This window comes from Sphingopyxis jiangsuensis (genome assembly GCF_016734905.1).
GTDB classification, from domain to species: domain Bacteria; phylum Pseudomonadota; class Alphaproteobacteria; order Sphingomonadales; family Sphingomonadaceae; genus Sphingopyxis; species Sphingopyxis jiangsuensis.
In genome coordinates this window covers 834,387-854,102 of record NZ_JAERPO010000002.1, presented here as the reverse complement: position 1 = coordinate 854,102, position 19,716 = coordinate 834,387, and the positions used below count along the sequence as shown (strand labels likewise).

The following is a 19,716-nucleotide window of genomic DNA, read 5'->3' as shown; positions in this document are numbered from 1 at the left end:
GCCCGTCGGAAGGCAACATGCCCTCCCCCGACCCCTCCCGCAAGCGGGAGGGGAGCGATCAACTCTCCACCGCCTCCAGCACCGCGGTGCGAAGCTCGGCAATCCCCATGCCCTTTTCGCTGCTCGTCGCGATCACCTCGGGGTGCGCGGCGGGGTGTTTGCGCGCCTCGGCCTCGGTCGCGGCGTGGACCGCGGCGAGGTCGGTGGCCTTGATCTTGTCGGCCTTGGTCAGCACGAGGCGATAGCTCACCGCGGCGGTGTCGAGCATCTCGAGCACCTCGCGGTCGACGTCCTTGATCCCGTGGCGGCTGTCGATCAGCACCAGGGTGCGCTTCAGCACCGCGCGCCCGCGCAGATAATCGTTGATCAGGAAGCGCCATTTCCTGACGACATCCTTCGGCGCCTTGGCAAAGCCATAGCCCGGCATGTCGACCAGCCGGAACACCAGCGGGTTGCCGACATCGAAATAGTTGAGCTCCTGCGTCCGCCCCGGCGTGACCGAGGTGCGGGCAAGCCCGCCCCGGTTCGTCAGCGCGTTGAGCAGCGACGACTTGCCGACGTTCGACCGCCCGGCAAAGGCGATCTCGGGCACGCCCGGGCTCGGCAGATGCTCGAGCGCGGGCGCCGATTTCAGAAAGGCGATCGGCCCCGCGAACAGCTTGCGCGCGCGTTCGGGCAGCGCCGGGTCCAGATTGTCCTCGCTCACTTTGCCGCCGCGGCCTTCAGCGCTGGATATTTGCGGTACATCCACTGCTGCTGGCCGATCGAGAGGATATTGTTGGTGATCCAGTAGAGCAGCAGGCCCGCCGCGAACGGCGCCATGATGAACATGAACAGCCACGGCATCAGTTTGAACACCTGTTCCTGCACCGGGTCGGTCGGCGGCGGGTTCAGGCGGAACTGCAGCCACATCGTCACGCCCAGGATCACCGCGAGCAGGCCGATGCTGAGCAGCGACGGCGGGGTGAAGGGCAACAGGCCGAACAGGTTCAGGATCATCGCGGGGTCCTGCGCCGACAGATCCTTGATCCACAGCGCGAACGGCTGGTGACGCATTTCGATCGTCAGCATCAGCACCTTGTAGAGCGCGTAAAAGATCGGGATCTGGATCAGGATCGGCAGGCAGCCCGCGAGCGGGTTGATCTTTTCGTCCTTGTAAAGCTTCATCAGCTCTTGCTGCATCCGCGGCTTGTCTTCCTTGTACCGCTCCTGCAGCGCCTTCATCTTCGGCTGGACGACGCGCATCTGCGCCATCGACGCGAACTGCTTCTGCGCGATCGGGAACATCAGCAGGCGGATGATCAGCGTCAGGATCATGATCGCGACGCCGAAATTGCTCACCTGCTTGAACAGCCAGTCGAGCAGCTTGAAGATCGGCACCTCGAAAAATTCGAACCAGCCCCAGTCGATCGCATTCGACAGGCGCGTGATGCCGAGGTCGTCCTGATAGCGCTGCAGCGTGTAGAATTCTTTGGCGCCGGCGAAGATGCGGCTGGTGGTCGTCACCTGTTTGCCGGGCGCAATCTGGGTGAAATCGCGCGCGAACAGGCTCTGATAGTTGTTTGCCGCCGGCGAGCTGATCGCCGCGGTGACGCGCTCGCCGCTCGACGGCACGATCGCCGCGAGCCAATATTTGTCGGTAAAGCCCAGCCAGCCTGCCGAATTGTACCGGACGCTGCGCCCCTCGGCCTCCTCGACGTCGTCATAATCGATGTCGAACACCGACTTGCCGCTCAGATAGCCCGTCGGGCCAACGTGGATCGTCCAGCTGTCGGCCTCGTGCGGGTCGGACGGCTTGCCGAAGCGGTCGATCAGCGCAAAGCTGCTCGTGCTGACCGGCGCGTCACCGCCATTGGCGATCGTCTGCTTCGCGGTGATCAGATAATTGTCGTCGATCGCGTATTCGATGCGGAACGTCTGGCCCGTGCCGTTCGCCCAGCTCAGCGTCACCGGGGTCGCGGGGGTCAGCTTGTCGCCGCTCGCGGTCCAGACCGTGTTCGGTCCCGGAACCTCGATCCCCTGCGCCGACCAGCCGAGGCTCGCGAAATAAGCGGCCTTGGTCCCGCCGGGCGCGAACAGGCGCACCGGCGGCGCGTCCTTCTTGATCGACTGGCGATATTTGGTGAGCGTGATGTCGTCGACGCGCGCGCCGACGAGGTTGATCGAGCCTGCAAGCTTGGGCGTCTCGATCGGGATGCGGTTTCCTTCCGCCAGCACCGCCTCGACCGGGCGGATCGCCTGCGCGACCCCGGTCGCCGCGGTCACGCCGGGTGCGGGCAGTCCGCTCGGCTGGCCCTGCGCTGCGGGCGCGGTGGCCGGGGCGCCGTTGGCGCCGGCGACCGTCGTCGTCACGTCGGGCTTTTCGGGGGTCGGGAAGAATTTCTCGGCCACGAAATTCCAGCCGATCAGAATCGCCACCGACAATAAAATTGCCGCGATCAGGTTCCGCTTGTCGTCCACGCTTCTCGGTCTCTCTTCGTTTCGATGTCGGGAAAGGCGCCGCTACGGCACCGGGTCATAGCCATGCCCGCCCCAAGGATGGCAGCGCATTAGCCGCTTTGTCGCGATCCAGCCACCCTTGATCGCGCCATGGCGTTGGATCGCGATGATCGCATATTCGCTGCACGAGGGCGCATAGCGGCACGTCGGCGGCAGGATGCGCGACGGCCCCAATTGCCACGCGCGCGCGATCAGGATGAGGAGGCGGGCGATCATGGGAAAACCCCGGAAATCCGCCGAACTTCACACGAGATGTCCCCAATATCGTCACCCCGGGCTTGACCCGGGGTCCCGCTGTTCCCCGTCGCAGAGCGGGGCCCCGGGTCGAGCCCGGGGTGACGGGGAAGGGCAGCGGGGGGGCAAGGCTTCATCGCGCGACCTTCTTCGCCGCGCGCGCGAGCGCCGAATCGAGCTGTTCGGCCAGTTCGGCAAAGACGATGTCGTTGCCGCCCGGCCGTCCGATCAGCACATGGTCGGCGCCGCCGATCCCGCGGTCGGGAATCGCGGCGCGGGCAAGCGCGCGCAACCGCCGCTTCATGCGGTTGCGCGCGACGGCGTTGCCGACCTTCTTGCTGACGGTAAAGCCGACGCCCGGCGTGTCGTCGCCGTCGCCGCGCGGGCGGACGAGCAGGACAAAGCCGGGCATGGGAAAGCGAAGGCCGCGATTCGCGGCCAGGAATTCGCTGCGTTTGTTAAGCGTTCGCACCAGACGCGCTGGCGCAGAAGCGTCGGCGATCAGGCCGACAGCTTCTTGCGGCCGCGGGCGCGGCGCGCGGCCAGGACCTTGCGGCCGCCGACGGTTGCCTTGCGGGCGCGGAAGCCGTGACGGCGCTTGCGCACGAGGCGGCTCGGTTGGTAGGTGCGCTTCATCGCGGTATCCCCAAAATCTCTTTGTTCGATCTAACGAAAAATGGCCGCCAAACGCGGGCGGCCGCCAATGGAGGGCCGGATAAGGGAGTCGCGGATGAAAGTCAATCATCATCCAGTGCGCTTTCGATACGCTGGCGCGCGCGCCGCCGCGCCGCGCTCATCCGCCGCATCACGCGGTCGGTCCACGCGCCATAGCGCGGGTGCCGCCGCTTGAACGCGACATAGCGGCGCTTCGCCCACGCGCTGTTCTGAAGGCACAGCATCAGCCCGAGCGGAAAGAGAATCACGAATCCCGGTCCCGGCAGCGGCCCGATCACGATGCCGGTCAGCATCAACAGCAGGCCGAGCAGGAACAGGCCAAAGCGCACCTGCGCATTCGCCCGCAATCGATGATAAAGGCTTCGCTTCGCCATGGGGGCGATGTGGGGGACGCGGCGCCGTGTTGCAAGGCTAACGCAGCGCGGCGCGGCGCGCGAAGCCCCGGCCGGCGGCGTCGGCACTTTCGATGCCGTGCGAACCGCTCCATCCGTCCCCGGCCCGGCGATCTTTTGGAACGCTTCGGCCAACGCGACGCCGGCTAACGGAACAATCGATGCAAGCGGCCGTTGTCGGAATATTGAACCCCAAAGATGGTTCACCCCCGCTGTCGGAGAGAGAGAATGAAAAAGATTCTGACAATGTTCGCAATTAGCGGTTCGATATTCTTCCTGTCTGCTTGCAACACCATCGAAGGTGCAGGGAAGGATATTGAATCCGTCGGAGAATGCGCTGACGGAGTCGAAGGCAACTGCTAGGGTCCTGACCCTAGTTTGCGCGGCCATGGGTGACTGGCGCTCGCATATTGCCGATACTGGCGTTCGCGAACGCCGCGGCGACGCGATTCAGTTGAGCGCCACGAACCGCGCCATGTCGTCGCGCGTCAGATAGCGGACCTCGTCGAACGGCGTCGCGTTGGTCATCGCGTAAAAGGCGCGCGCCTTGGCGTCGTCCATCCCCATTTCGCGGTAAAGCGAAAGATATTCGGCGTGCACCGGGTCGCTTTCGGGATAGTCGCGCGCCTCGCGGCCATATTCGTCGGCCCAGCTATGGACGCCGAACTCGGCGTCGGCGGCGGCGCTGCGCCTGACCCCCGCGAGCCACAACTCGACCGCGCCCGACCGCACCGACCCGCCGCCCGGCACATGCGTTTCCAGCCCCGCGCGGCGAATTGCGCGCGCGAGGATCAGGTTCGCCTCTTCGTCGAGGCTGCCGGGGCAATCGACCATCTCGAGCCGCTGCAATCGCGGAAAGGCCGCCATCATCTGCGCGAACTGGCGCGGCGTCGCGCCGTCGACATCGCCCGCCATCCGCGCGGTGCTGCCGTCGACGACCGCGAACGGACCGAAACGCGCGAGCGCGCCCGCCGGCTGGACGAGCGCCGGGGCGGGGGCAAAGCGGCGCGCGGGCATCGCGTCGGCCATGCCTTCGACCTCGACGTCATCCGCGAAAATATCGTCGTCGAAATCGGCCGCGCCGAAATCGCCGTCGTCGACCTCGATCCATGTCGTCGTCGTGGTGGTGATCGTCACGACCTGCTGCGCTTGCGCGGGCGCAAAGGCGATCGCCGCAGCGAACAGTGCGGCGATGGCGGTGCGCAGAAGGGCGGTCGGCCAAGGCATGCCCCCGTCCTCGCGCGCGCGCGGCTACCAAAAGGCAAAGCGGCAGGGTCAGCACAGCGTTAACCGCGATACGGGACACGCGCCCGGCGCTGCGAGCGCATCGTACTTCGCCCCGCTATTGCTCGCACAGCGCCTTCAGTTGCTCGGCCACCGTGGTCCAGCCGGGGGTGAAGCCCATCGCCTCATGCTGTTTCAGCGCCTCGTCGCTCCAGTGGCGCGCCCAGCCGGTGTAGCGCGTGCTTTCGCCCTCGGGCTCGATTTCCCAGCCGCCGATCATGAACGGACCCGCGGGCGCGAGCCGCCCGTCGGCGCCGCGCAGCACCGCGTCGGTCGACACCATGCGGCGTCCCGGCACGACCTCCAGGAAAATCCCGTCGCTCGGGTGCGTCTCGCCCTCGGGGCCGTGCATCGTCATCGCGCAGCGGCCGCCGGTGCGAAGGTCGAACGCGTCGAGCGTCACGGTCCACGGCTTCGGGCACCACCATTCGGCGGCGCGCTCGGTCATCACCTGCCACACTTTTTCGGGGCTGGCGTCGATCAGGATCGAAACCGACAATTCGCGGGGGGATTCGGTCATGTCATTCTCCTTGGGGATAGGGCGGGGCGCGGACTAGGCCGCGCCAACGGCTTCGCCGCGTACCGCCGCCTCGATCGCCGCAATGTCGATCTTTTTCATCTGCATCATCGCGTCGAACGCGCGCTTCGCGGCGGCCTTGTCGCTGCTCGTCGTCGCCTCGAGCAGCGCGCGCGGCGTGATCTGCCACGACACGCCCCATTTGTCCTTGCACCAGCCGCACACGCTTTCCTCGCCGCCATTGCCGGTGATCGCGTCCCACAGCCGGTCGGTCTCTTCCTGCGTTTCGGTGTGGACGATGAAGGAAAAGGCCTCGCTATGCTTGAAAACCGGCGGGCCGTTGAGGCCGAGGCACGGGGTTCCCATCAGCGTGAATTCGACCGTCAGCACATCGCCTTCCTTGCCGCCGGGGGTGTCGGTCGGCGAGTGATGCACCGCGCCGACGCGGCTGTCGGGAAAGGTGTCGGCGTAAAATTTCGCGGCCTCTTCGGCATCGCCCTCGTACCAGAGGCACAAGGTCATGGGTGTCTTGCTCATCGTCTCTCTCCATCCTTGTTCGTCCCTCGGCCGAGGGATTTGCGCCGCCTATTTGCGCGGCCCGACGAGGCCAAAGGCCGCGCCTTGCGGGTCGATGCCGCTCACTGCAAATTCGCCGCCGGGGATCTCCATCGGATCGTGGAGCAGCTTGCCGCCCGCTCCGGCCACCGCGCCGACCGCGCGGTCGATATCGTCGACGCCGATATAGAAATGCCAGGCGGGTGCCGGGGTCTCGGGCGTCATCGGCATCACCGCGCCGATCCCCGTCGCGCCATGCTGGATGAAGCGATAGGCGCCCATCTCGCCCATATCCATTTCGCCTTCCTGCCCCCAACCGAAATGCTTTTGATAAAAGGCGATCGCGGCGTCGGGGTCGGTGGTCGACAGCTCGTTCCAGCGCACATGCTGCGCCTCGGTCACCGAAAACACGTCGCTTTCGGCGCCTTCCTTGCCTTCGGGCGGAACGGGCTTCATCACGTAAAAGGGCGCGCCCTGCGGGTCGGCGACCATCGCCATCCGCCCGACGGGCAGGCCGTGCGGCTCCATAAGGACGGCGCCGCCGTCGGCGGCGATCGCCGCGACCGCCGCATCGACATCGTCGACGTACAGATAGGCCAGCCAGCCGGGGCGCGCGCCGCCCGCGATCATTTCGGCGCCGAGGCGCAGCGCGCCCCCGGCGTTGCCGCCGTCGCTCCGCACGATCATGCGGTAATCGACGCCGCCGGGCGCGGCGGGATCGCTACGCGCGGCGATCGTCCAGCCGACGACCGCGCCATAGAAGCGCGCGGCGGCGTCGGGGTCGGGGGTCATCAGTTCGTACCAGATGAACTGGCCGGTCGCGTCGGTCATCGCTCTTTCCTTTCCTGGCATCAGGCTTCGACGATCGGCGCAAAGCCGCCATAGATCATGCGCTTGCCGTCGAAGGGGCGCTCTTCTTCGGGGCCGGGGTTCATCCGTTCGTCGGCCATCACCTTTTTCCAGCCCCCGTCACGCGCGTCCTTGCTCGGCCATTCGACCCAGCTGAACACGACCGTCTCGCCATCTTTTTTATGCGCGGCGCGGGCATAGTCGGTGACCTCGCCGTCAGGCACATCGTCACCCCAATTTTCGACGACGCGCGTGGCGCCATGCTCGATGAAAACATCCGACGCCATTTTCGCCAACGCGCGATAGCGGTCCTTGTTGACATCGGGCACGGGGGCGACAAAGCCGTCGACATATCCCATCGCGCCGGTGCCGCGATCGTCGAGGATCGACGCGAAACCGCCGACCAGCATCCGCTTGCCGTCGAACGGCATGGTGGCGCCCATTTCCTTCATCCTGGGATCGGACATGATCTTTTCGTTCGCGGCATCGCGCGTCGCCTTGTCGGGATATTCGAACCAGCTGAACACGACGGTCTCGTCATCCTTGGCCTTAACCGCGCCCTTGAAATCGTTGATCTTGCCGTCGGGAACATCGTCGCCCCAGCATTCGACCATGCGCGTCGCGCCGAACTCCCTGAATAACGGCGCCGCATCGGCGGCATGCTTGCGATAGGCTTCCTTGTTCGCGGTCGGCACCGCGACCACAAATCCTTCAACATAGGTCATCGTTTCTCTCCTTCGGGGGGGGGATGGAGTCCGCTCGGGTTCACGCCGCCGCGGGTTCGTCGGCGAACGAGGCGAGCTGCGCCGCGAGTGCGCGGCCAAAGGCCGGGCGCGCGAGGCAGCGTTCGAGATAGGCGGCAAGCCGCGGCTGCTCGCCGACCAGCCCCGCCTCGACCGCCTCGCGCAGCACCGTCGCCATCGCGATGTCGGCGACGCTGAAATCGCCCGCCAGATAGGGATTGTCGCCCAGCGCATCGGCAAGGCGCGACAGCCGCCCGCGAATATGCTCGATCAGCCCGGGGCGGCGCAGCCTGGCCCATTCCTCGTCCTTGGCGAAAATATCGACATTGCCGAGTTCGAACAGCATCGGTTCGACGCTGTTGAGCGCGGCGAACAGCCACGCGATCACCGTCGCGCGCACCTGCGGATCGCGCGGCAGCAGCCGCTCGTCCTGCTCGGCGAGGTGGAACAGGATCGCACCGCTTTCGAACAATTGCACATCGCCGTCGCGCAGCACGGGCACCTGCCCCCACGGCTGGTCGAGATAATGGTCGGCGGGGCGGTTCATCGCGCTGATCAGCTTCTCGCAATAATCGCGCCCGATTTCCTCGCACGCCCAGCGCGGGCGCAGGTCGCGGACATAGCCGCGCGCAAAGTCGGGAACCCAGTCGAATGCGGTGATTTCGATATTGGCGTCGGGGGTAACGGACATCTTGTCTCTCCTCGGGGGGCAGGGTTCAGAAAAAGCCTTCGGGCATCGGCGGGGTCTGTTCGTCGAGAAAAGGGAGCGCCTGCGCGGCTATCGTCGCGGCTTCGGCCATGATGCCGATGTGCGAGGTGCCGGGCAGGACCGACAGGCGCGCCTTGGGCGGCGCGGTCATGAAACCTTGCGTCGCGGCGGCAAGGTCGCTGCCGCCGCGCAGCCGGAACAGCTTGACCGCATGGTCGAGCGTCAGCCCGTCGGCGTCGCCCAGCACGATCATCGTCTTGCCGGGAATCGCGCGCAGTTGCGCGTCGCTATAGGCAAAGGGGACGGCGTCGATATGCTTGATCGCTTCGACCAGGCTCGCAAAGCGGTCGGGGGTTGGCGACAGGCGCTTATATTCGGTCTCCATCGGCGTCCCGGCGAAAAATTCGGGGGTCAGCTTGGCGATCCCTTCAAGGACTTCGGGAACCCAGCCGTCGAGGCTCGCGCCGCCCGAAACGACGACCTGCTTGTCGATCAATCGGGGGTGGCGAACCGCGAGCGCGATGGCCGTGCTGCCGCCCATCGAATAGCCGAGGACATCGGCGCGCTTCACCCCCAGCGCCGCGAGCACCCCCGCCGCATCGTCGGCAAGCTGGTCATAGCTCATCGTCCCGCCAATATCGCCGGTGCGGCCGTGCCCGCGCGCGTCGATGGTGATCACCGGGCGCGATGCGACAAAAGGGGTGACAAAGGGGCGCATCGCTTCGCCCGACATGAAGGCGCCGTGCAGGACGAGCAGCGGGGTCTTGTCCGACGCCGGATCGCCATGCACCTCGTAATAGAAGCGCGCGCCCGCGACCTCGGCATGGCCCGACCGGGTCGGCGCGGCCTCTGCCGTCGCCGCGGTGCGCGCGGCGGGGGTCTGGGCGAGCAGCGCCGGCGACGCGGCGCCGAGCGCGACGACCGTGGACAGCAGCGCGGCGGTGGCAAGGATCGTGCGGCGGCGCGGGAGGGAGAGCAAGATCATGCAATATTCCTTTGCAAAGGGGGTTCAGCTTCGTTTGCCTTTGATCCACGCGACGATCGCCATCGCGTGACCGTGGCCGAGCCCGAAATCGGTCTTCAGCCAGTCGATAACCGCACCTGCCTTGACCCCCGGCGCCAGCCCGGCGTCGTCGGCCAGGCCCTTGTCGATGGCCTGCGCCTGCAGGTCATCGGGGGATTGGCCCGTTTTGGACTGGATATTGTCGAGATAGGCCTGGAAGGACATGGCGCTTCTTCCGGCAAACAGCTCAGGCGGCAGCTTCGGCGGGGGCTTCGCCGCTGGCGGCCGCCGGGTCCATCCACATGATCTCCCAGATATGGCCGTCGGGGTCCTCGAAGCTGCGGCCGTACATGAAGCCGAAGTCCTGCGTCGGCGTCGGGTCGGGCTTGCCGCCCGCGGCGCTTGCCTTGGCAACCTGTGCATCGACCTCGTCGCGGCTGTCCATCGACAGGCACAGCAGTACCTGCGCGCTGTCGTGCGCGTCGGGGATCGTCTTGCTCGTGAATTGCGCCCATTTTTCATGCGTCAGCAGCATGACGTGGATCGCCCCCTCCTCGACGACCATGCACGCCGCGGTTTCGTCGGTGAAGGCGGGATTGTTCACCGCGCCGACCGCCTCGTAAAAGGCTTTCGACCTCTCGAGGTCGGTGACCGGCAGGTTCACGAAAATCATCCTGGGCATATCGTTTCTCCTCAATGGCTTCCGGGGGCAGGTGGGCGGGGAAGCGGGGCCGCGGCAATTATCTCGCGGGTCAAGCCGGTCCGGGCGGTGCGAACAGCATCCGCACATAACGCTTCAGATGGGTGACACTTTCCCGCGCAATCGCCGGGTCGTTCGTCGTTTTGGCCAGGATGAAGCTGCCTTGCAGCACCGCCTGGATATGCCGGGCAAGGCCGAGCGCGGTGACGCCTTCGGGCGCGCCGTAAACTTCCATCGCCGCGGCAATATCGGGGGCGAGCGCGTCGCAATAGGCGGCAATGCTCGCCTCGCACGCGGCGCGGATCGCCTCGCTCGTCGCAAAGGCCTCCTGCACCATCGTCCCGACGAAGCAGGTGAACTCCTCGACCGGGCCGTCGAGCATCGCAAAGCGGAAGTCGATATGGCCGATCAGCCGGTCGAGCGGGTCGCGAGCCCGCGTGTGCGGCGGCATCTCGAACATCGGGCGCGCGCGTTCGGTCCACGCCTCGGCCGCCGCGACCGCGAGCGCCTCTTTCGACGCGAAATGGTGAAAGAACGCCCCCTTGGTCACGCCCGCCGCGGCGCAGATCTGGTCGACCGTCGTCGCGGCATAGCCCTGCTTGCGCACCGTCGTATGCGCCGCCGCGATCAACTTGTCGCGCGCACTGCCGCGCGGGGCACGCTGTTGCGGCGGGGACGCGCCCTGCTGCGTGGGCGCGCCTTGCTGCGCGGGATGGGTCGAGGGGCGATTCGGGCTCATGCGAATCGACATACCGACCAGTTGGTATGTTGTCAATCGCGTCCTGGCCCCCACGCCCCGCGGCACCTTCGACAACTTCCGAAAAACACTAGACCTTCCCGCCGCCCGGCTTAGAAGGAGGCGCGAACAAAGCAGGCACATCGTGCCGCCGATACGGGGGGAATATGGTCGCGATCGTATCGACCGTCGCCTATCTGGGGCTCGAAGCGCGCGGGGTCGAGGTGCAGTGCCAGATCGCGCCGGGGATGCCCGCCTTCGCGGTCGTCGGCCTTCCCGACAAGGCGGTCGGCGAAAGCCGCGAGCGCGTCCGCGCCGCGCTGGCGGCGATCGGCCTCGCGCTCCCGCCCAAGCGGATCACGGTCAACCTGTCGCCCGCCGACCTTCCCAAGGAAGGCTCGCACTACGACCTCCCCATCGCGCTCGCGCTTCTGGGAGCAATGGGCGTCGTCGATGCCGAAACCCTCGCCGCCTATGTCGTCGTCGGCGAACTCGGTCTCGACGGCCGCGTCGCGCCGTCGCCGGGCGTACTGCTCGCCGCGCTCCATGCGGGCAGCGTCGAACGCGGGCTCGTCTGCCCGGTCGCGCAAGGCGCCGAAGCGGCATGGGCGGGCAATGTCGAGGTAATCGCCGCGCCCGACCTCCTGTCGCTGCTCGGCCATTTCAAGGGCAGCGCGCTGCTCGCACCGCCCGTCCCCGGCGAGGTCGAGCCGCCGGTGCGCACCGCCGACCTTTCGCAGGTGAAGGGTCAGGAGACCGCGAAACGCGCGCTCGAAATCGCCGCGGCGGGCGGACATAATCTATTGATGTCGGGGCCGCCGGGGTCGGGCAAGTCGCTGATGGCGGCGTGCCTTCCGGGCATCTTGCCCGAACTCACGCCCGGCGAAGCGCTCGAGGTATCGATGATCGCCTCGGTCGCGGGCGGGCTCGAGGGCGGGCGGCTCGTTCGCGCGCGCCCCTTTCGCAGCCCCCATCATTCGGCATCGATGCCCGCGCTCGTCGGCGGGGGCCTGCGCGTGCGCCCGGGCGAAGTGAGCCTTGCGCACCTCGGCGTGCTCTTTCTCGACGAACTGCCGGAATTTCAGCGCGGCGTGCTCGATTCGCTGCGCCAGCCGCTCGAGACGGGCGAGGTCAGCGTCGCGCGCGCCAATGCGCATGTGACCTTCCCCGCGCGCGTCCAGCTCGTCGCCGCGATGAACCCGTGCCGCTGCGGCCACCTTGGCGACCCCGCGCTTGCATGCAGCCGCGCGCCGCGTTGCGCCGCCGACTATCAGGCGAAACTGTCGGGACCGCTGCTCGATCGCATCGACCTCCACGTCGAGGTCGAGGCGGTGAGCGCCGCCGACCTCGTGCTGCCGCCGCCTGCCGAGGGAAGCGCCGAAGTCGCGGCGCGCGTCGCCGCCGCGCGCGACGTCCAGACCGCGCGCTATGCCGGACTCAAACCGCGTACCAATGCCGAGATCGACGGCGAGCTCATGGAAAAGGTCGCGACCCCCGACGAGCCGGGGCGCAAGCTGCTCGCGCAGGCGGCCGAAGCCATGCGGCTGTCGGCGCGTGGCTATACACGCATGCTCCGCGTCGCGCGCACGGTCGCCGATCTGGCCGGTGCCGAAACCGTGGGGCGCATCCATGTGGCGGAGGCGCTGAGCTATCGGCGGCAGCCGCCGCGCGCGTGAAGCGTGTGGCTTCACCATCCCGGATCAAGTTCGCGGTGACGCGGAAAGGCCTGCAACCGGATCCTTCACGCCGCCGCGCGGCGTCAGTCCCCCACCATCTGCTCGACCCATTCGGGGACGAGCTGCGTCGCGGGGCCGTGGCGCGCTTCGGTGAACCATTGGCTGCCCTGGCTCGGCTCCATGTTGAGCTCCAGCGTCATCGCGCCGGCCGCGCGCGCCTCGCGCACGAAGCCCGCAGCGGGATAGACCGCGCCCGACGTGCCGATGCTCACGAACAGGTCGGCGCGGTTGATGGCACGATAGATGTCCTCCATCCGGTACGGCATCTCGCCGAACCAGACGACGTCGGGGCGCAGCAACCCCGCGGCGCCGCATGCAGGGCAGGCAGGGCGGTCGATCAGCGGCCCGGTCCAGCGGCTGCGGACGTCGCATCCGGTGCACCAGGCGTTCAGATGCTCGCCGTGCATGTGAATGAGGCGCTTCGCCCCCGCGCGCTCGTGCAGGTCGTCGATATTCTGCGTGACGATCAGCAGTTCGCCCGGCCATTCGGCGTCGAGTCGTGCGAGTGCCGCGTGCGCGGCGTTGGGCGCCTTGGTCTGGATCGCCTCGCGCCGCATGTCGTAAAAGCGCAGCACCAGCTCGGGGTCGCGCGCAAAGGCTTCGGGGGTCGCGACATCCTCGACACGGTGCTGTTCCCACAGGCCGCCGGCGTCGCGAAACGTGTCGATGCCGCTTTCGGCCGACACGCCCGCGCCGGTCAGCACGACGATATTGCGGATATTGCTCATGGCGCCTCTCTACCTGCTCGCATCGCGCGAAGTCGAGATGCCTGTCCGGGTTCAAAGTGCGTCCGGGATGGCTCGACTTGGCGCGCCCCGAGGCGCTAAGGGGGACGGGAAAGCGAGGGGATCATGACCAACATCGGTATCGTCGGCAGCCAGGGCCGGATGGGCATCGCGCTCGTCGCCGCGATTTCGGAAGCGGGGCAGCATCACCATGGCGTCGACAAGGGCGGCGATGTCGCGAAGCTTGCGGCGCGCTCGGACGTGCTCGTCGACTTCTCCTCGCCCGCCGCGCTCGAAGCGACGCTCGACGCGTGCGTCGCGGCGAAGAAACCGATTGTGATCGGGACAACGGGACTCGAAGAGCGGCACCATTATCTGATCGACGATGCCGGGCGCGACATTGCGGTGCTCCAGACGGGCAACACCTCGCTCGGCGTCACACTGCTCGCGCATCTGGTGCGCGAGGCGGCGGCGCGGCTCGATGCCGACTGGGATATCGAGATCCTCGAAATGCACCACGGCAACAAGGTCGATGCGCCGAGCGGCACCGCGCTGCTGCTGGGCGAGGCCGCTGCCGAAGGGCGCGGTATCGACCTTGCGAAATGCTCGGAACGCGGGCGCGATGGCGTCACCGGCGCGCGCGGCCACGGCAAGATCGGCTTCGCGAGCTTGCGCGGCGGCACGGTCGCGGGCGACCATGACGTGATATTTGCCGGGCCGGAGGAAATGCTTACGCTCGCGCACCGCGCCGAAAACCGGATGATCTTTGCCCGCGGCGCGGTTCGCGCGGCGCTCTGGCTGATCCACCAAAAGGCGGGGCGCTACACGATGCCGCAGGTGCTCGGGCTCTGATTTTCCCGCGCGAAAGGGGACGGCGCAAACCGCCCCCTCGCGTCGGGCGTAGCCTATTTGAACTTCATCTCGCGCAGCAGAAAGCTGCCCATGACGGTCCGGTATTTGGCGCGGTCGCCCGATTCGGCCGACAATTGCGCGTCGGTCCGTTTCATATAATCGCGATATGCCTGATTGCGCCGTTCGTCTTCGGCGCCGTCGGGCATGTTCGGGAAAGTGACCGACAGATAAAGGTCGGGCTCGCCGGGCCGCGAATTATAATTGCTGAACACGGCATAGCTGACGATCCAGCCTTGCGATTTCGCGAACTCCTGCGACTTGCGCCATTGGTCGGCAAGGAAATTTGCATATTGCAGCCCGCCGCCGTCAGCGACGTCGATCATCGCGACCTCGACAAAATTGCCCGGCGTGAAGGGGTAGTTCTGCGCCGCCGCCGGCGCCGAAATGGCGCACGACATTGCTGCGGCCGACAGGGCCGCCTTAAAAACATAGCTCATGGTCTGGTCCTCCAAAGGCCGGAACGAGAGCCCCCCTGGCCCTCTTGTCCGGTCGCCCCGGTGCCGAATCTTGCGTGCGGGAGTCGCAGCGCGACTCGCCATCAAGGTGGGGAGAGGCTAGGCCTCCTGCCGCCCGAGTCAAATCCCGGCCCGGGCCAGCAAGGACCGGGCCAGGGCGCACCATGAAGAAAGACGCTATTTTCGAATTCTACCGCCGTCTTGCGGAACTCAACCCCAGCCCCGAAACCGAACTCGAATATGGCAATATCTACCAGCTGCTCGTCGCGGTGGTGCTTTCGGCGCAGGCGACCGACGTCGGGGTGAACAAGGCGACGCGGCGGCTGTTTCGAGAGGTCGAAACGCCGCAGGCGATGCTCGACCTCGGCGAAGCGGGGCTGAAGGAGTATATCAAGACGATCGGGCTGTTCAACGCGAAGGCAAAAAATGTCATCGCGCTGTCCGAAATCCTCGTCCGCGACCATGGCGGACAGGTTCCCGCCGACCGCGACACGCTCGTCGAACTCCCCGGCGTCGGGCGCAAGACCGCCAATGTCGTGATGAACTGCGCGTTCGGCGCCGAAACCTTCGCCGTCGATACGCACATCTTCCGCGTCGGCAACCGTACCGGCCTCGCCCCCGGCAAGACGCCGCTCGCGGTCGAAAAGCGGCTCGAAAAGGACACGCCCGCTCCGTTTAGGGTCGGCGCGCATCACTGGCTGATCCTCCACGGCCGCTACATCTGCAAGGCGCGCACCCCCGAATGCTGGCGCTGCCCGGTGGCGGACCTCTGCCGCTATAAACCGAAGACGCCGGCGCCGAAGGCGAAGCGGGGGGCGTGAAGGTTTTCAGGCGTGCACTGACGCCTGGAGACTTGGGGGAGCCGCTGTCCATCAGCGCCCTCGTCACCCCGGATCAAGTCCGGGTGACGGACTTGAACGTTCGTCCAATATCCCCTTGCCCTTCGCAAAGCGCGCGCCATAGTCCGCCGATGCGTACCATCTCCGCCCCCCTCGCCCTCGCCGCCGCGCTGTTCGCCGCGGCGCCTGCTCACGCCCGGCCCGCCGATCCCGACGCGGCCAAGGCGATCCTCAAGGACAGTATCGCTATCCCTACCGTCGCGGGTCGCGGCAAGGTGCCCGAGCTTGCGGCCTATTATGCCGGGGTGCTGAAGGCGGCCGGCTTTGCCGACGCCGATATCGAAATCACGCCGATGGGCGAGACCGCGACGCTGGCCGTCACGCTGCACGGGACGGGCAAGGACAAGCCAATCCTGCTGCTCGGTCATATGGACGTTGTCGAGGCGGACCCAAAGGACTGGACGCGCGACCCCTTCGTCGCGGTCGAGGAGGACGGCTATATTTTCGGGCGCGGGTCGGAGGACAACAAGTTCGACATCGCGATGATGGTCGCGACGCTCGCGCAGCTCAAAAAGGACGGCTTTCGGCCCAAACGCTCGATCGTCCTTTTGCTCACCGGCGACGAAGAGACCGAGATGGTGACGACGCGCGCGCTTTCGGCAAAGTATAAACATGCCGAAATGGCGCTCAACGGCGACGGCGGCGGCGGGCTGATCGGCGAGGACGGGCGGCCCAAATATTATGCGCTGCAGGCGGGCGAGAAAACCTATGCCGACTTCACGCTCGAAATCACCAACCCCGGCGGGCACAGTTCGCGCCCCACATATGACAATGCGATCGTCCGCCTGTCGAGCGCGCTCGCGAAGGTCGGCGCCTATCGTTTCGCGCCGCAGCAGAATGAACTGACGAAGGCAGGGCTGCCGATCGTCGCCGACCAGATCGGCGGCGCGATGGGCGACGCGCTCCGCAAATTTGCCGCCGACCCGGCCGACGCCGCCGCGATTGCCGCGATCCGCGCCGAGCCCGAATATGTCGGCCAGATCGGAACGACCTGCGTCCCGACCATGGTGAACGGCGGCCATGCCGAAAATGCGCTGCCGCAGCGCGCGACCGCGAACATCAACTGCCGCATCTTTCCGGGCGTTGCGGTCGAGGCGGTGCGCGCCGAGCTCGAACGCGTGATCGGCGATTCCGCGATCGCCGTAAAGACCGATCCCGACGCCAGCGCGAGCGACGCCTCACCGCTCCGCGCGGATGTCATGGCGGCGGTGCGCAAGGCGGTCCACGCACGCGCGCCGGGCTTGCCGATCATCCCGGCGATGAGCGCGGGGGCGACCGACAGCTATCATTTCCGGATGCATGGCGTCCCGAGCTACGGCGTTGCGGGGTTGTTTTCCAAGGCGAGCGACAGCTTTGCCCACGGCCTTAATGAACGCGTCCCCGTCGACGCCATCGCGCCCGCGCTTGCGCATTGGGACAGCCTGCTGCGCGATCTGTCGAAATAGCGCGGTCGCACCGGCTGCGTTCAGCCGAGGCTCGCAGCGGCAACCGCCGCGAGCGCGCTGGCCAGCCGGGCATCGCCTTCGCCGTCGATGCGGACCCATTGCAGCCCGCGCCGGTCGAGCTCGGCGATCGCGACGTCCATGAACCGGCGCCGCGCAAGCTCGCTGCCGAACAGCCGCGTCCCGTCGTCGCGCCACGGCAGGTCGAGGTCGGGGACGAGATAAAGGTCGGCGACATCGTCCCACGCATCGATTTCGGGAAGCCGCTCGCCGAGCAGCATGACCGCCCACGCCTGCGTCATCAGCGGATCGGTGTCGGACACCAGCCATCGGGGCTTCGCCGCCCGCGCCGCTTCGGTCGCGGCGATATGGCCGCGAAAAATGGTGAGGAGGTCGCCCGCGTTGAGGTTGGTTCCATGGGCTTCGCAATAGTCGCGGCCGAACTCGCCGACCACGACGCCGCCGAGCCGCGCGGCGAGGCGCGACGCGAGCGTCGACTTGCCGGTGCTTTCGGCACCGTGAAGACATATGTGGCGCGTCATGCCGCGACGGTGGCGGAACCCGCGGCGCGGCGCCACTGGATCAGCCCGTCGATCGACAGGCCGAGCAGGACGACATAGACCGCGCTCGTCGCATAAAGGCCGCGCGAGGCAAACAGCGGCACGGCGATCAGGTCGACGGCGATCCACAACCACCAGCTTTCGATCCGCCGCCGCGCGAGCAGCCATTGTGCGGTGATGCTGAACATCGCGATCGCGCCGTCGATCCACGGCGCCGCGGCATCGGTATAGCGGAACATCATATAGCTCCAGCCGAACCACGCGACGATCGTCGTCGACCCCCACGCCAGCCGCGCCTGCCGCGTCATCCAGCCGACGGGAATGCCGGCGTCGCTGCGCGCGCGCGTCCAGCTTGCCCAGCCATAGAGGTTGAGCGCGAAGAAAAAGCCCTGGAGCAGCATGTCGCTGTACAGCCGCGCCTCATAGAAGACGACGGCGTAAAGGCTTACGGCGACCAGCGCGATGGGGTAGTTCCAGATGCTGCGCAGCGCGACGAGTGCGACGTTGACGAGCACCAGCAGTGCGGCCAGCCACTCGATCGGGCTCATTCGGCCACGGCCTCCCGCGCGCGCGTCCACAATCCCTCGCGGCTGATCCGCCGCTGCGGCGGGCGGCGCAGCACCGACCAGCCGGCGCGCGCGACCCAGCCGAGCTTTTGCCACGCCGAGGTGCGCGCGCGATGGTCCCAGGCATGGTCGCCGCGCCGCCGCACCTCGCGCGCGATATCGCCATAGATGCCGGTCGCGGCGAGCACCGCCCAGCGGCTGCGCGGCGGCAGCTTTCGCGCGCCCCAGCGCGCCGACGCCTCATATTCCTCGGCCATTTCGGCGAGCCAGCGCGCCATTACCGAGAGGCGCGAACGAAAGGCGGGGTGCATATGCTGCCCCGGCGGGATGTCGAGCTCGACCAGCCAGTCGACGGGCAGGTAGCAGCGGTCGGCGGCGGCATCCTCGGCAACGTCGCGCGCGATGTTCGACAGCTGGAACGCGATGCCGAGGTCGCTCGCCCGGTCGAGCGTGCGCTCGTCGTCGGGGGCGACGCCCATCACCAGCGCCATCGCGACCCCGACCGCCCCCGCGACATGATAGCAATAGCGCAGCAGGTCGGCCTCGCTGCGCGGGCGCCAGTCGTCGGCGTCAAGTTCGAACCCCGCAATGATGTCGTCGATCACCGCGCGCGGAATTTCGACCTCGGTGAGCAACAGGCCGAGCGCGTCGAACGCCCGCTCGCCCGTCGGCTCGCCGCGCCAGGCGGCATCGGTGAGCGCGCGGATGCGCGCGAGCGCGGCCTTCGCATCGTGCCCGGACTGCATCGCCCCGCCATGATCCTGCCCGTCGGTCAGATCGTCGGCGGCGCGGCACCAGGCATAGAGCAGCCACACGCGCTCGCGCGTCGTGCGCTCGAAAAGCTGGCTCGCGAGCGCAAAGCTCTTCGACCCCTGCGCGATGCTGTCATAGGCGAAACCGTGAAGCGCGTCCGCATCGTAGGGGGCGCCGGCCTCCATCAGAGATTTTCGGCCTTCATCGCGAAAATCGTCTGATGCGGTTCGTAACTCTTCATCTTGTCGAGCAGCTCGTCGAGCCCCGCATCGACGATCAGGATTCCCGCGTGCGCGGAACGGATGAAGCCGACATCGATCATCCGCCGGTTGAAGGCGATGAGGTCGTTGAAGAATCCCGCGGCGTTGAGCAGCCCGACCGGATTGCTGTGATAGCCGAGCTGCGCCCAGCTGATCGCCTCCCACAGCTCGTCCATCGTCCCGACCCCGCCCGGGATCGTCAGGAAGCCGTCGGACAGGTCGGTGAACATCTTCTTGCGCTCGTGCATCCCGGACACGACGTGCAATTCGGTGCAGCCGCGGTGCGCGACCTCGGCGCCGACGAGCGCGTCGGGGATGATCCCGATCACCTCGCCCCCCGCCGCGAGCGCCGCATCGGCGACCGCGCCCATCAGCCCGAGCCGCCCGCCGCCATAGACGACGCCGATGCCCCGCTCGGCAAGCGTGCGGCCGACATGGCGCGCGGTTTCGATGTAAATGGGATCATCGGGGGTCGCGGACCCGCAATAGACGGCAAGACGATTCATAAACTT

At 67.1% G+C, this 19,716-nt stretch carries 27 protein-coding genes; 5 read left to right on the top strand and 22 right to left on the bottom strand.

All coding sequences use genetic code 11. The annotated features are described in order from the left end of the window. Positions 1-58: 58 nt before the first annotated feature. The 6 genes from yihA to JI743_RS10755 form a co-directional block, all read right to left on the bottom strand. Positions 59-706, bottom strand: coding sequence for a ribosome biogenesis GTP-binding protein YihA/YsxC (gene yihA / locus JI743_RS10780; RefSeq protein WP_227340151.1), 648 nt, complete (start codon positions 704-706; stop codon positions 59-61). Next, positions 703-2,460 (bottom strand): membrane protein insertase YidC, encoded by a 1,758-nt coding sequence (yidC, locus tag JI743_RS10775; RefSeq protein WP_201928307.1) that lies wholly within the window; start codon positions 2,458-2,460, stop codon positions 703-705. Before yidC ends, yihA begins: the two co-directional genes overlap by 4 nt. Before the next feature lie 42 nt (positions 2,461-2,502). Further along, a complete protein-coding gene (gene yidD, locus JI743_RS10770) occupies positions 2,503-2,715 on the bottom strand; it encodes a membrane protein insertion efficiency factor YidD (protein WP_201928306.1) in 213 nt (70 codons plus the stop codon). Positions 2,716-2,866: 151 nt separating this feature from the next. Continuing rightward, positions 2,867-3,205, bottom strand: a complete 339-nt coding sequence (rnpA, locus tag JI743_RS10765) for a ribonuclease P protein component (RefSeq protein WP_201928305.1) — start codon at positions 3,203-3,205, stop codon at positions 2,867-2,869. 29 nt (positions 3,206-3,234) lie between these two features. Next, positions 3,235-3,369, bottom strand: coding sequence for a 50S ribosomal protein L34 (gene rpmH / locus JI743_RS10760; RefSeq protein WP_003046693.1), 135 nt, complete (start codon positions 3,367-3,369; stop codon positions 3,235-3,237). A gap of 101 nt (positions 3,370-3,470) precedes the next feature. After that, positions 3,471-3,782, bottom strand: a complete 312-nt coding sequence (locus tag JI743_RS10755) for a PGPGW domain-containing protein (protein WP_201928304.1) — start codon at positions 3,780-3,782, stop codon at positions 3,471-3,473. A 216-nt stretch (positions 3,783-3,998) separates the two neighbouring features. On the opposite strand from JI743_RS10755, the gene JI743_RS10750 reads away from it, so the two are divergent. Further along, positions 3,999-4,163 carry an entericidin A/B family lipoprotein gene (locus JI743_RS10750; RefSeq protein WP_330902536.1) on the top strand — a complete coding sequence of 55 codons (165 nt, stop codon included), beginning with the start codon at positions 3,999-4,001 and terminating at the stop codon, positions 4,161-4,163. A gap of 87 nt (positions 4,164-4,250) precedes the next feature. Here JI743_RS10750 and JI743_RS10745 read toward each other — a convergent pair whose 3' ends face one another. From JI743_RS10745 to JI743_RS10700, 10 genes are all read right to left on the bottom strand, one after another. Beyond that, complete coding sequence (locus JI743_RS10745; RefSeq protein WP_201928302.1) at positions 4,251-5,027, bottom strand: alpha/beta hydrolase; 777 nt, start codon at positions 5,025-5,027, stop codon at positions 4,251-4,253. Positions 5,028-5,142: 115 nt separating this feature from the next. Further along, positions 5,143-5,604 (bottom strand): SRPBCC domain-containing protein, encoded by a 462-nt coding sequence (locus tag JI743_RS10740; RefSeq protein WP_201928301.1) that lies wholly within the window; start codon positions 5,602-5,604, stop codon positions 5,143-5,145. A gap of 33 nt (positions 5,605-5,637) precedes the next feature. Then, positions 5,638-6,138 (bottom strand): VOC family protein, encoded by a 501-nt coding sequence (locus JI743_RS10735; RefSeq protein WP_201928300.1) that lies wholly within the window; start codon positions 6,136-6,138, stop codon positions 5,638-5,640. Between the two features lie 48 nt (positions 6,139-6,186). Then, positions 6,187-6,987 (bottom strand): VOC family protein, encoded by an 801-nt coding sequence (locus JI743_RS10730; protein ID WP_201928299.1) that lies wholly within the window; start codon positions 6,985-6,987, stop codon positions 6,187-6,189. A 20-nt stretch (positions 6,988-7,007) separates the two neighbouring features. Further along, entirely contained in the window at positions 7,008-7,730 is a 723-nt protein-coding gene (locus JI743_RS15395; RefSeq protein ID WP_201928298.1) for a DUF1428 domain-containing protein, read from the bottom strand. A gap of 40 nt (positions 7,731-7,770) precedes the next feature. Further along, positions 7,771-8,439 carry a glutathione S-transferase family protein gene (locus JI743_RS10720; RefSeq protein WP_201928297.1) on the bottom strand — a complete coding sequence of 223 codons (669 nt, stop codon included), beginning with the start codon at positions 8,437-8,439 and terminating at the stop codon, positions 7,771-7,773. Positions 8,440-8,464: 25 nt separating this feature from the next. Then, positions 8,465-9,442: an alpha/beta fold hydrolase gene (locus tag JI743_RS10715; RefSeq protein WP_201928296.1), complete on the bottom strand. Its 978-nt coding sequence runs from the start codon at positions 9,440-9,442 to the stop codon at positions 8,465-8,467. 24 nt (positions 9,443-9,466) lie between these two features. Beyond that, positions 9,467-9,685 carry a DUF4287 domain-containing protein gene (locus tag JI743_RS10710; RefSeq protein WP_201928295.1) on the bottom strand — a complete coding sequence of 73 codons (219 nt, stop codon included), beginning with the start codon at positions 9,683-9,685 and terminating at the stop codon, positions 9,467-9,469. 22 nt (positions 9,686-9,707) lie between these two features. Continuing rightward, entirely contained in the window at positions 9,708-10,142 is a 435-nt protein-coding gene (locus JI743_RS10705) for a VOC family protein (protein ID WP_201928294.1), read from the bottom strand. Between the two features lie 70 nt (positions 10,143-10,212). Beyond that, entirely contained in the window at positions 10,213-10,899 is a 687-nt protein-coding gene (locus tag JI743_RS10700; protein WP_201928293.1) for a TetR/AcrR family transcriptional regulator, read from the bottom strand. Between the two features lie 164 nt (positions 10,900-11,063). Between JI743_RS10700 and JI743_RS10695 the strand changes: the two genes are divergently transcribed. Further along, positions 11,064-12,572: a YifB family Mg chelatase-like AAA ATPase gene (locus JI743_RS10695; protein ID WP_201928292.1), complete on the top strand. Its 1,509-nt coding sequence runs from the start codon at positions 11,064-11,066 to the stop codon at positions 12,570-12,572. A gap of 83 nt (positions 12,573-12,655) precedes the next feature. Here JI743_RS10695 and JI743_RS10690 read toward each other — a convergent pair whose 3' ends face one another. Beyond that, complete coding sequence (locus JI743_RS10690; protein WP_201928291.1) at positions 12,656-13,360, bottom strand: NAD-dependent deacylase; 705 nt, start codon at positions 13,358-13,360, stop codon at positions 12,656-12,658. 123 nt (positions 13,361-13,483) lie between these two features. On the opposite strand from JI743_RS10690, the gene dapB reads away from it, so the two are divergent. After that, positions 13,484-14,209, top strand: coding sequence for a 4-hydroxy-tetrahydrodipicolinate reductase (gene dapB, locus JI743_RS10685; protein ID WP_201928290.1), 726 nt, complete (start codon positions 13,484-13,486; stop codon positions 14,207-14,209). Between the two features lie 53 nt (positions 14,210-14,262). On the opposite strand, the gene JI743_RS10680 is transcribed toward dapB, so the two are convergent. Beyond that, on the bottom strand, positions 14,263-14,706 hold the full coding sequence (locus JI743_RS10680) for a hypothetical protein (protein WP_201928289.1): 444 nt from the start codon (positions 14,704-14,706) through the stop codon (positions 14,263-14,265). Positions 14,707-14,888: 182 nt separating this feature from the next. On the opposite strand from JI743_RS10680, the gene nth reads away from it, so the two are divergent. Continuing rightward, on the top strand, positions 14,889-15,545 hold the full coding sequence (gene nth, locus JI743_RS10675; protein ID WP_201928288.1) for an endonuclease III: 657 nt from the start codon (positions 14,889-14,891) through the stop codon (positions 15,543-15,545). 149 nt (positions 15,546-15,694) lie between these two features. Next, positions 15,695-17,068 (top strand): M20/M25/M40 family metallo-hydrolase, encoded by a 1,374-nt coding sequence (locus JI743_RS10670; protein WP_201928287.1) that lies wholly within the window; start codon positions 15,695-15,697, stop codon positions 17,066-17,068. Between the two features lie 20 nt (positions 17,069-17,088). Here the strand turns inward: JI743_RS10670 and JI743_RS10665 are convergent, their stop codons facing one another. The 4 genes from JI743_RS10665 to JI743_RS10650 are packed head-to-tail and all read right to left on the bottom strand — an operon-like array spanning position 17,089 to position 19,710. Further along, on the bottom strand, positions 17,089-17,607 hold the full coding sequence (locus JI743_RS10665; protein WP_201928286.1) for an AAA family ATPase: 519 nt from the start codon (positions 17,605-17,607) through the stop codon (positions 17,089-17,091). After that, positions 17,604-18,173: a nicotinamide riboside transporter PnuC gene (gene pnuC, locus JI743_RS10660; protein ID WP_201928285.1), complete on the bottom strand. Its 570-nt coding sequence runs from the start codon at positions 18,171-18,173 to the stop codon at positions 17,604-17,606. Before pnuC ends, JI743_RS10665 begins: the two co-directional genes overlap by 4 nt. Continuing rightward, positions 18,170-19,129 carry a phytoene/squalene synthase family protein gene (locus JI743_RS10655; protein ID WP_201928284.1) on the bottom strand — a complete coding sequence of 320 codons (960 nt, stop codon included), beginning with the start codon at positions 19,127-19,129 and terminating at the stop codon, positions 18,170-18,172. The genes pnuC and JI743_RS10655 overlap by 4 nt, the downstream gene beginning before the upstream one ends. Continuing rightward, positions 19,129-19,710 carry an LOG family protein gene (locus tag JI743_RS10650; RefSeq protein ID WP_201928283.1) on the bottom strand — a complete coding sequence of 194 codons (582 nt, stop codon included), beginning with the start codon at positions 19,708-19,710 and terminating at the stop codon, positions 19,129-19,131. The genes JI743_RS10655 and JI743_RS10650 overlap by 1 nt, the downstream gene beginning before the upstream one ends. Between the last annotated feature and the right edge of the window lie 6 nt (positions 19,711-19,716).

Coding starts and splice junctions, on each gene's coding strand:
- yidD (WP_201928306.1), bottom strand. CDS start 2,715: ATGATCGCCCGCCTCCTCATCCTGATCGCGCGCGCGTGGCAATTGGGG.
- rpmH (WP_003046693.1), bottom strand. CDS start 3,369: ATGAAGCGCACCTACCAACCGAGCCGCCTCGTGCGCAAGCGCCGTCAC.
- JI743_RS10755 (WP_201928304.1), bottom strand. CDS start 3,782: ATGGCGAAGCGAAGCCTTTATCATCGATTGCGGGCGAATGCGCAGGTG.
- JI743_RS10750 (WP_330902536.1), top strand. CDS start 3,999: ATGGTTCACCCCCGCTGTCGGAGAGAGAGAATGAAAAAGATTCTGACA.
- JI743_RS10745 (WP_201928302.1), bottom strand. CDS start 5,027: ATGCCTTGGCCGACCGCCCTTCTGCGCACCGCCATCGCCGCACTGTTC.
- JI743_RS10740 (WP_201928301.1), bottom strand. CDS start 5,604: ATGACCGAATCCCCCCGCGAATTGTCGGTTTCGATCCTGATCGACGCC.
- JI743_RS10735 (WP_201928300.1), bottom strand. CDS start 6,138: ATGAGCAAGACACCCATGACCTTGTGCCTCTGGTACGAGGGCGATGCC.
- JI743_RS10730 (WP_201928299.1), bottom strand. CDS start 6,987: ATGACCGACGCGACCGGCCAGTTCATCTGGTACGAACTGATGACCCCC.
- JI743_RS15395 (WP_201928298.1), bottom strand. CDS start 7,730: ATGACCTATGTTGAAGGATTTGTGGTCGCGGTGCCGACCGCGAACAAG.
- JI743_RS10720 (WP_201928297.1), bottom strand. CDS start 8,439: ATGTCCGTTACCCCCGACGCCAATATCGAAATCACCGCATTCGACTGG.
- JI743_RS10715 (WP_201928296.1), bottom strand. CDS start 9,442: ATGATCTTGCTCTCCCTCCCGCGCCGCCGCACGATCCTTGCCACCGCC.
- JI743_RS10710 (WP_201928295.1), bottom strand. CDS start 9,685: ATGTCCTTCCAGGCCTATCTCGACAATATCCAGTCCAAAACGGGCCAA.
- JI743_RS10705 (WP_201928294.1), bottom strand. CDS start 10,142: ATGCCCAGGATGATTTTCGTGAACCTGCCGGTCACCGACCTCGAGAGG.
- JI743_RS10700 (WP_201928293.1), bottom strand. CDS start 10,899: ATGAGCCCGAATCGCCCCTCGACCCATCCCGCGCAGCAAGGCGCGCCC.
- JI743_RS10695 (WP_201928292.1), top strand. CDS start 11,064: ATGGTCGCGATCGTATCGACCGTCGCCTATCTGGGGCTCGAAGCGCGC.
- JI743_RS10690 (WP_201928291.1), bottom strand. CDS start 13,360: ATGAGCAATATCCGCAATATCGTCGTGCTGACCGGCGCGGGCGTGTCG.
- dapB (WP_201928290.1), top strand. CDS start 13,484: ATGACCAACATCGGTATCGTCGGCAGCCAGGGCCGGATGGGCATCGCG.
- JI743_RS10680 (WP_201928289.1), bottom strand. CDS start 14,706: ATGAGCTATGTTTTTAAGGCGGCCCTGTCGGCCGCAGCAATGTCGTGC.
- nth (WP_201928288.1), top strand. CDS start 14,889: ATGAAGAAAGACGCTATTTTCGAATTCTACCGCCGTCTTGCGGAACTC.
- JI743_RS10670 (WP_201928287.1), top strand. CDS start 15,695: ATGCGTACCATCTCCGCCCCCCTCGCCCTCGCCGCCGCGCTGTTCGCC.
- JI743_RS10665 (WP_201928286.1), bottom strand. CDS start 17,607: ATGACGCGCCACATATGTCTTCACGGTGCCGAAAGCACCGGCAAGTCG.
- pnuC (WP_201928285.1), bottom strand. CDS start 18,173: ATGAGCCCGATCGAGTGGCTGGCCGCACTGCTGGTGCTCGTCAACGTC.
- JI743_RS10655 (WP_201928284.1), bottom strand. CDS start 19,129: ATGGAGGCCGGCGCCCCCTACGATGCGGACGCGCTTCACGGTTTCGCC.
- JI743_RS10650 (WP_201928283.1), bottom strand. CDS start 19,710: ATGAATCGTCTTGCCGTCTATTGCGGGTCCGCGACCCCCGATGATCCC.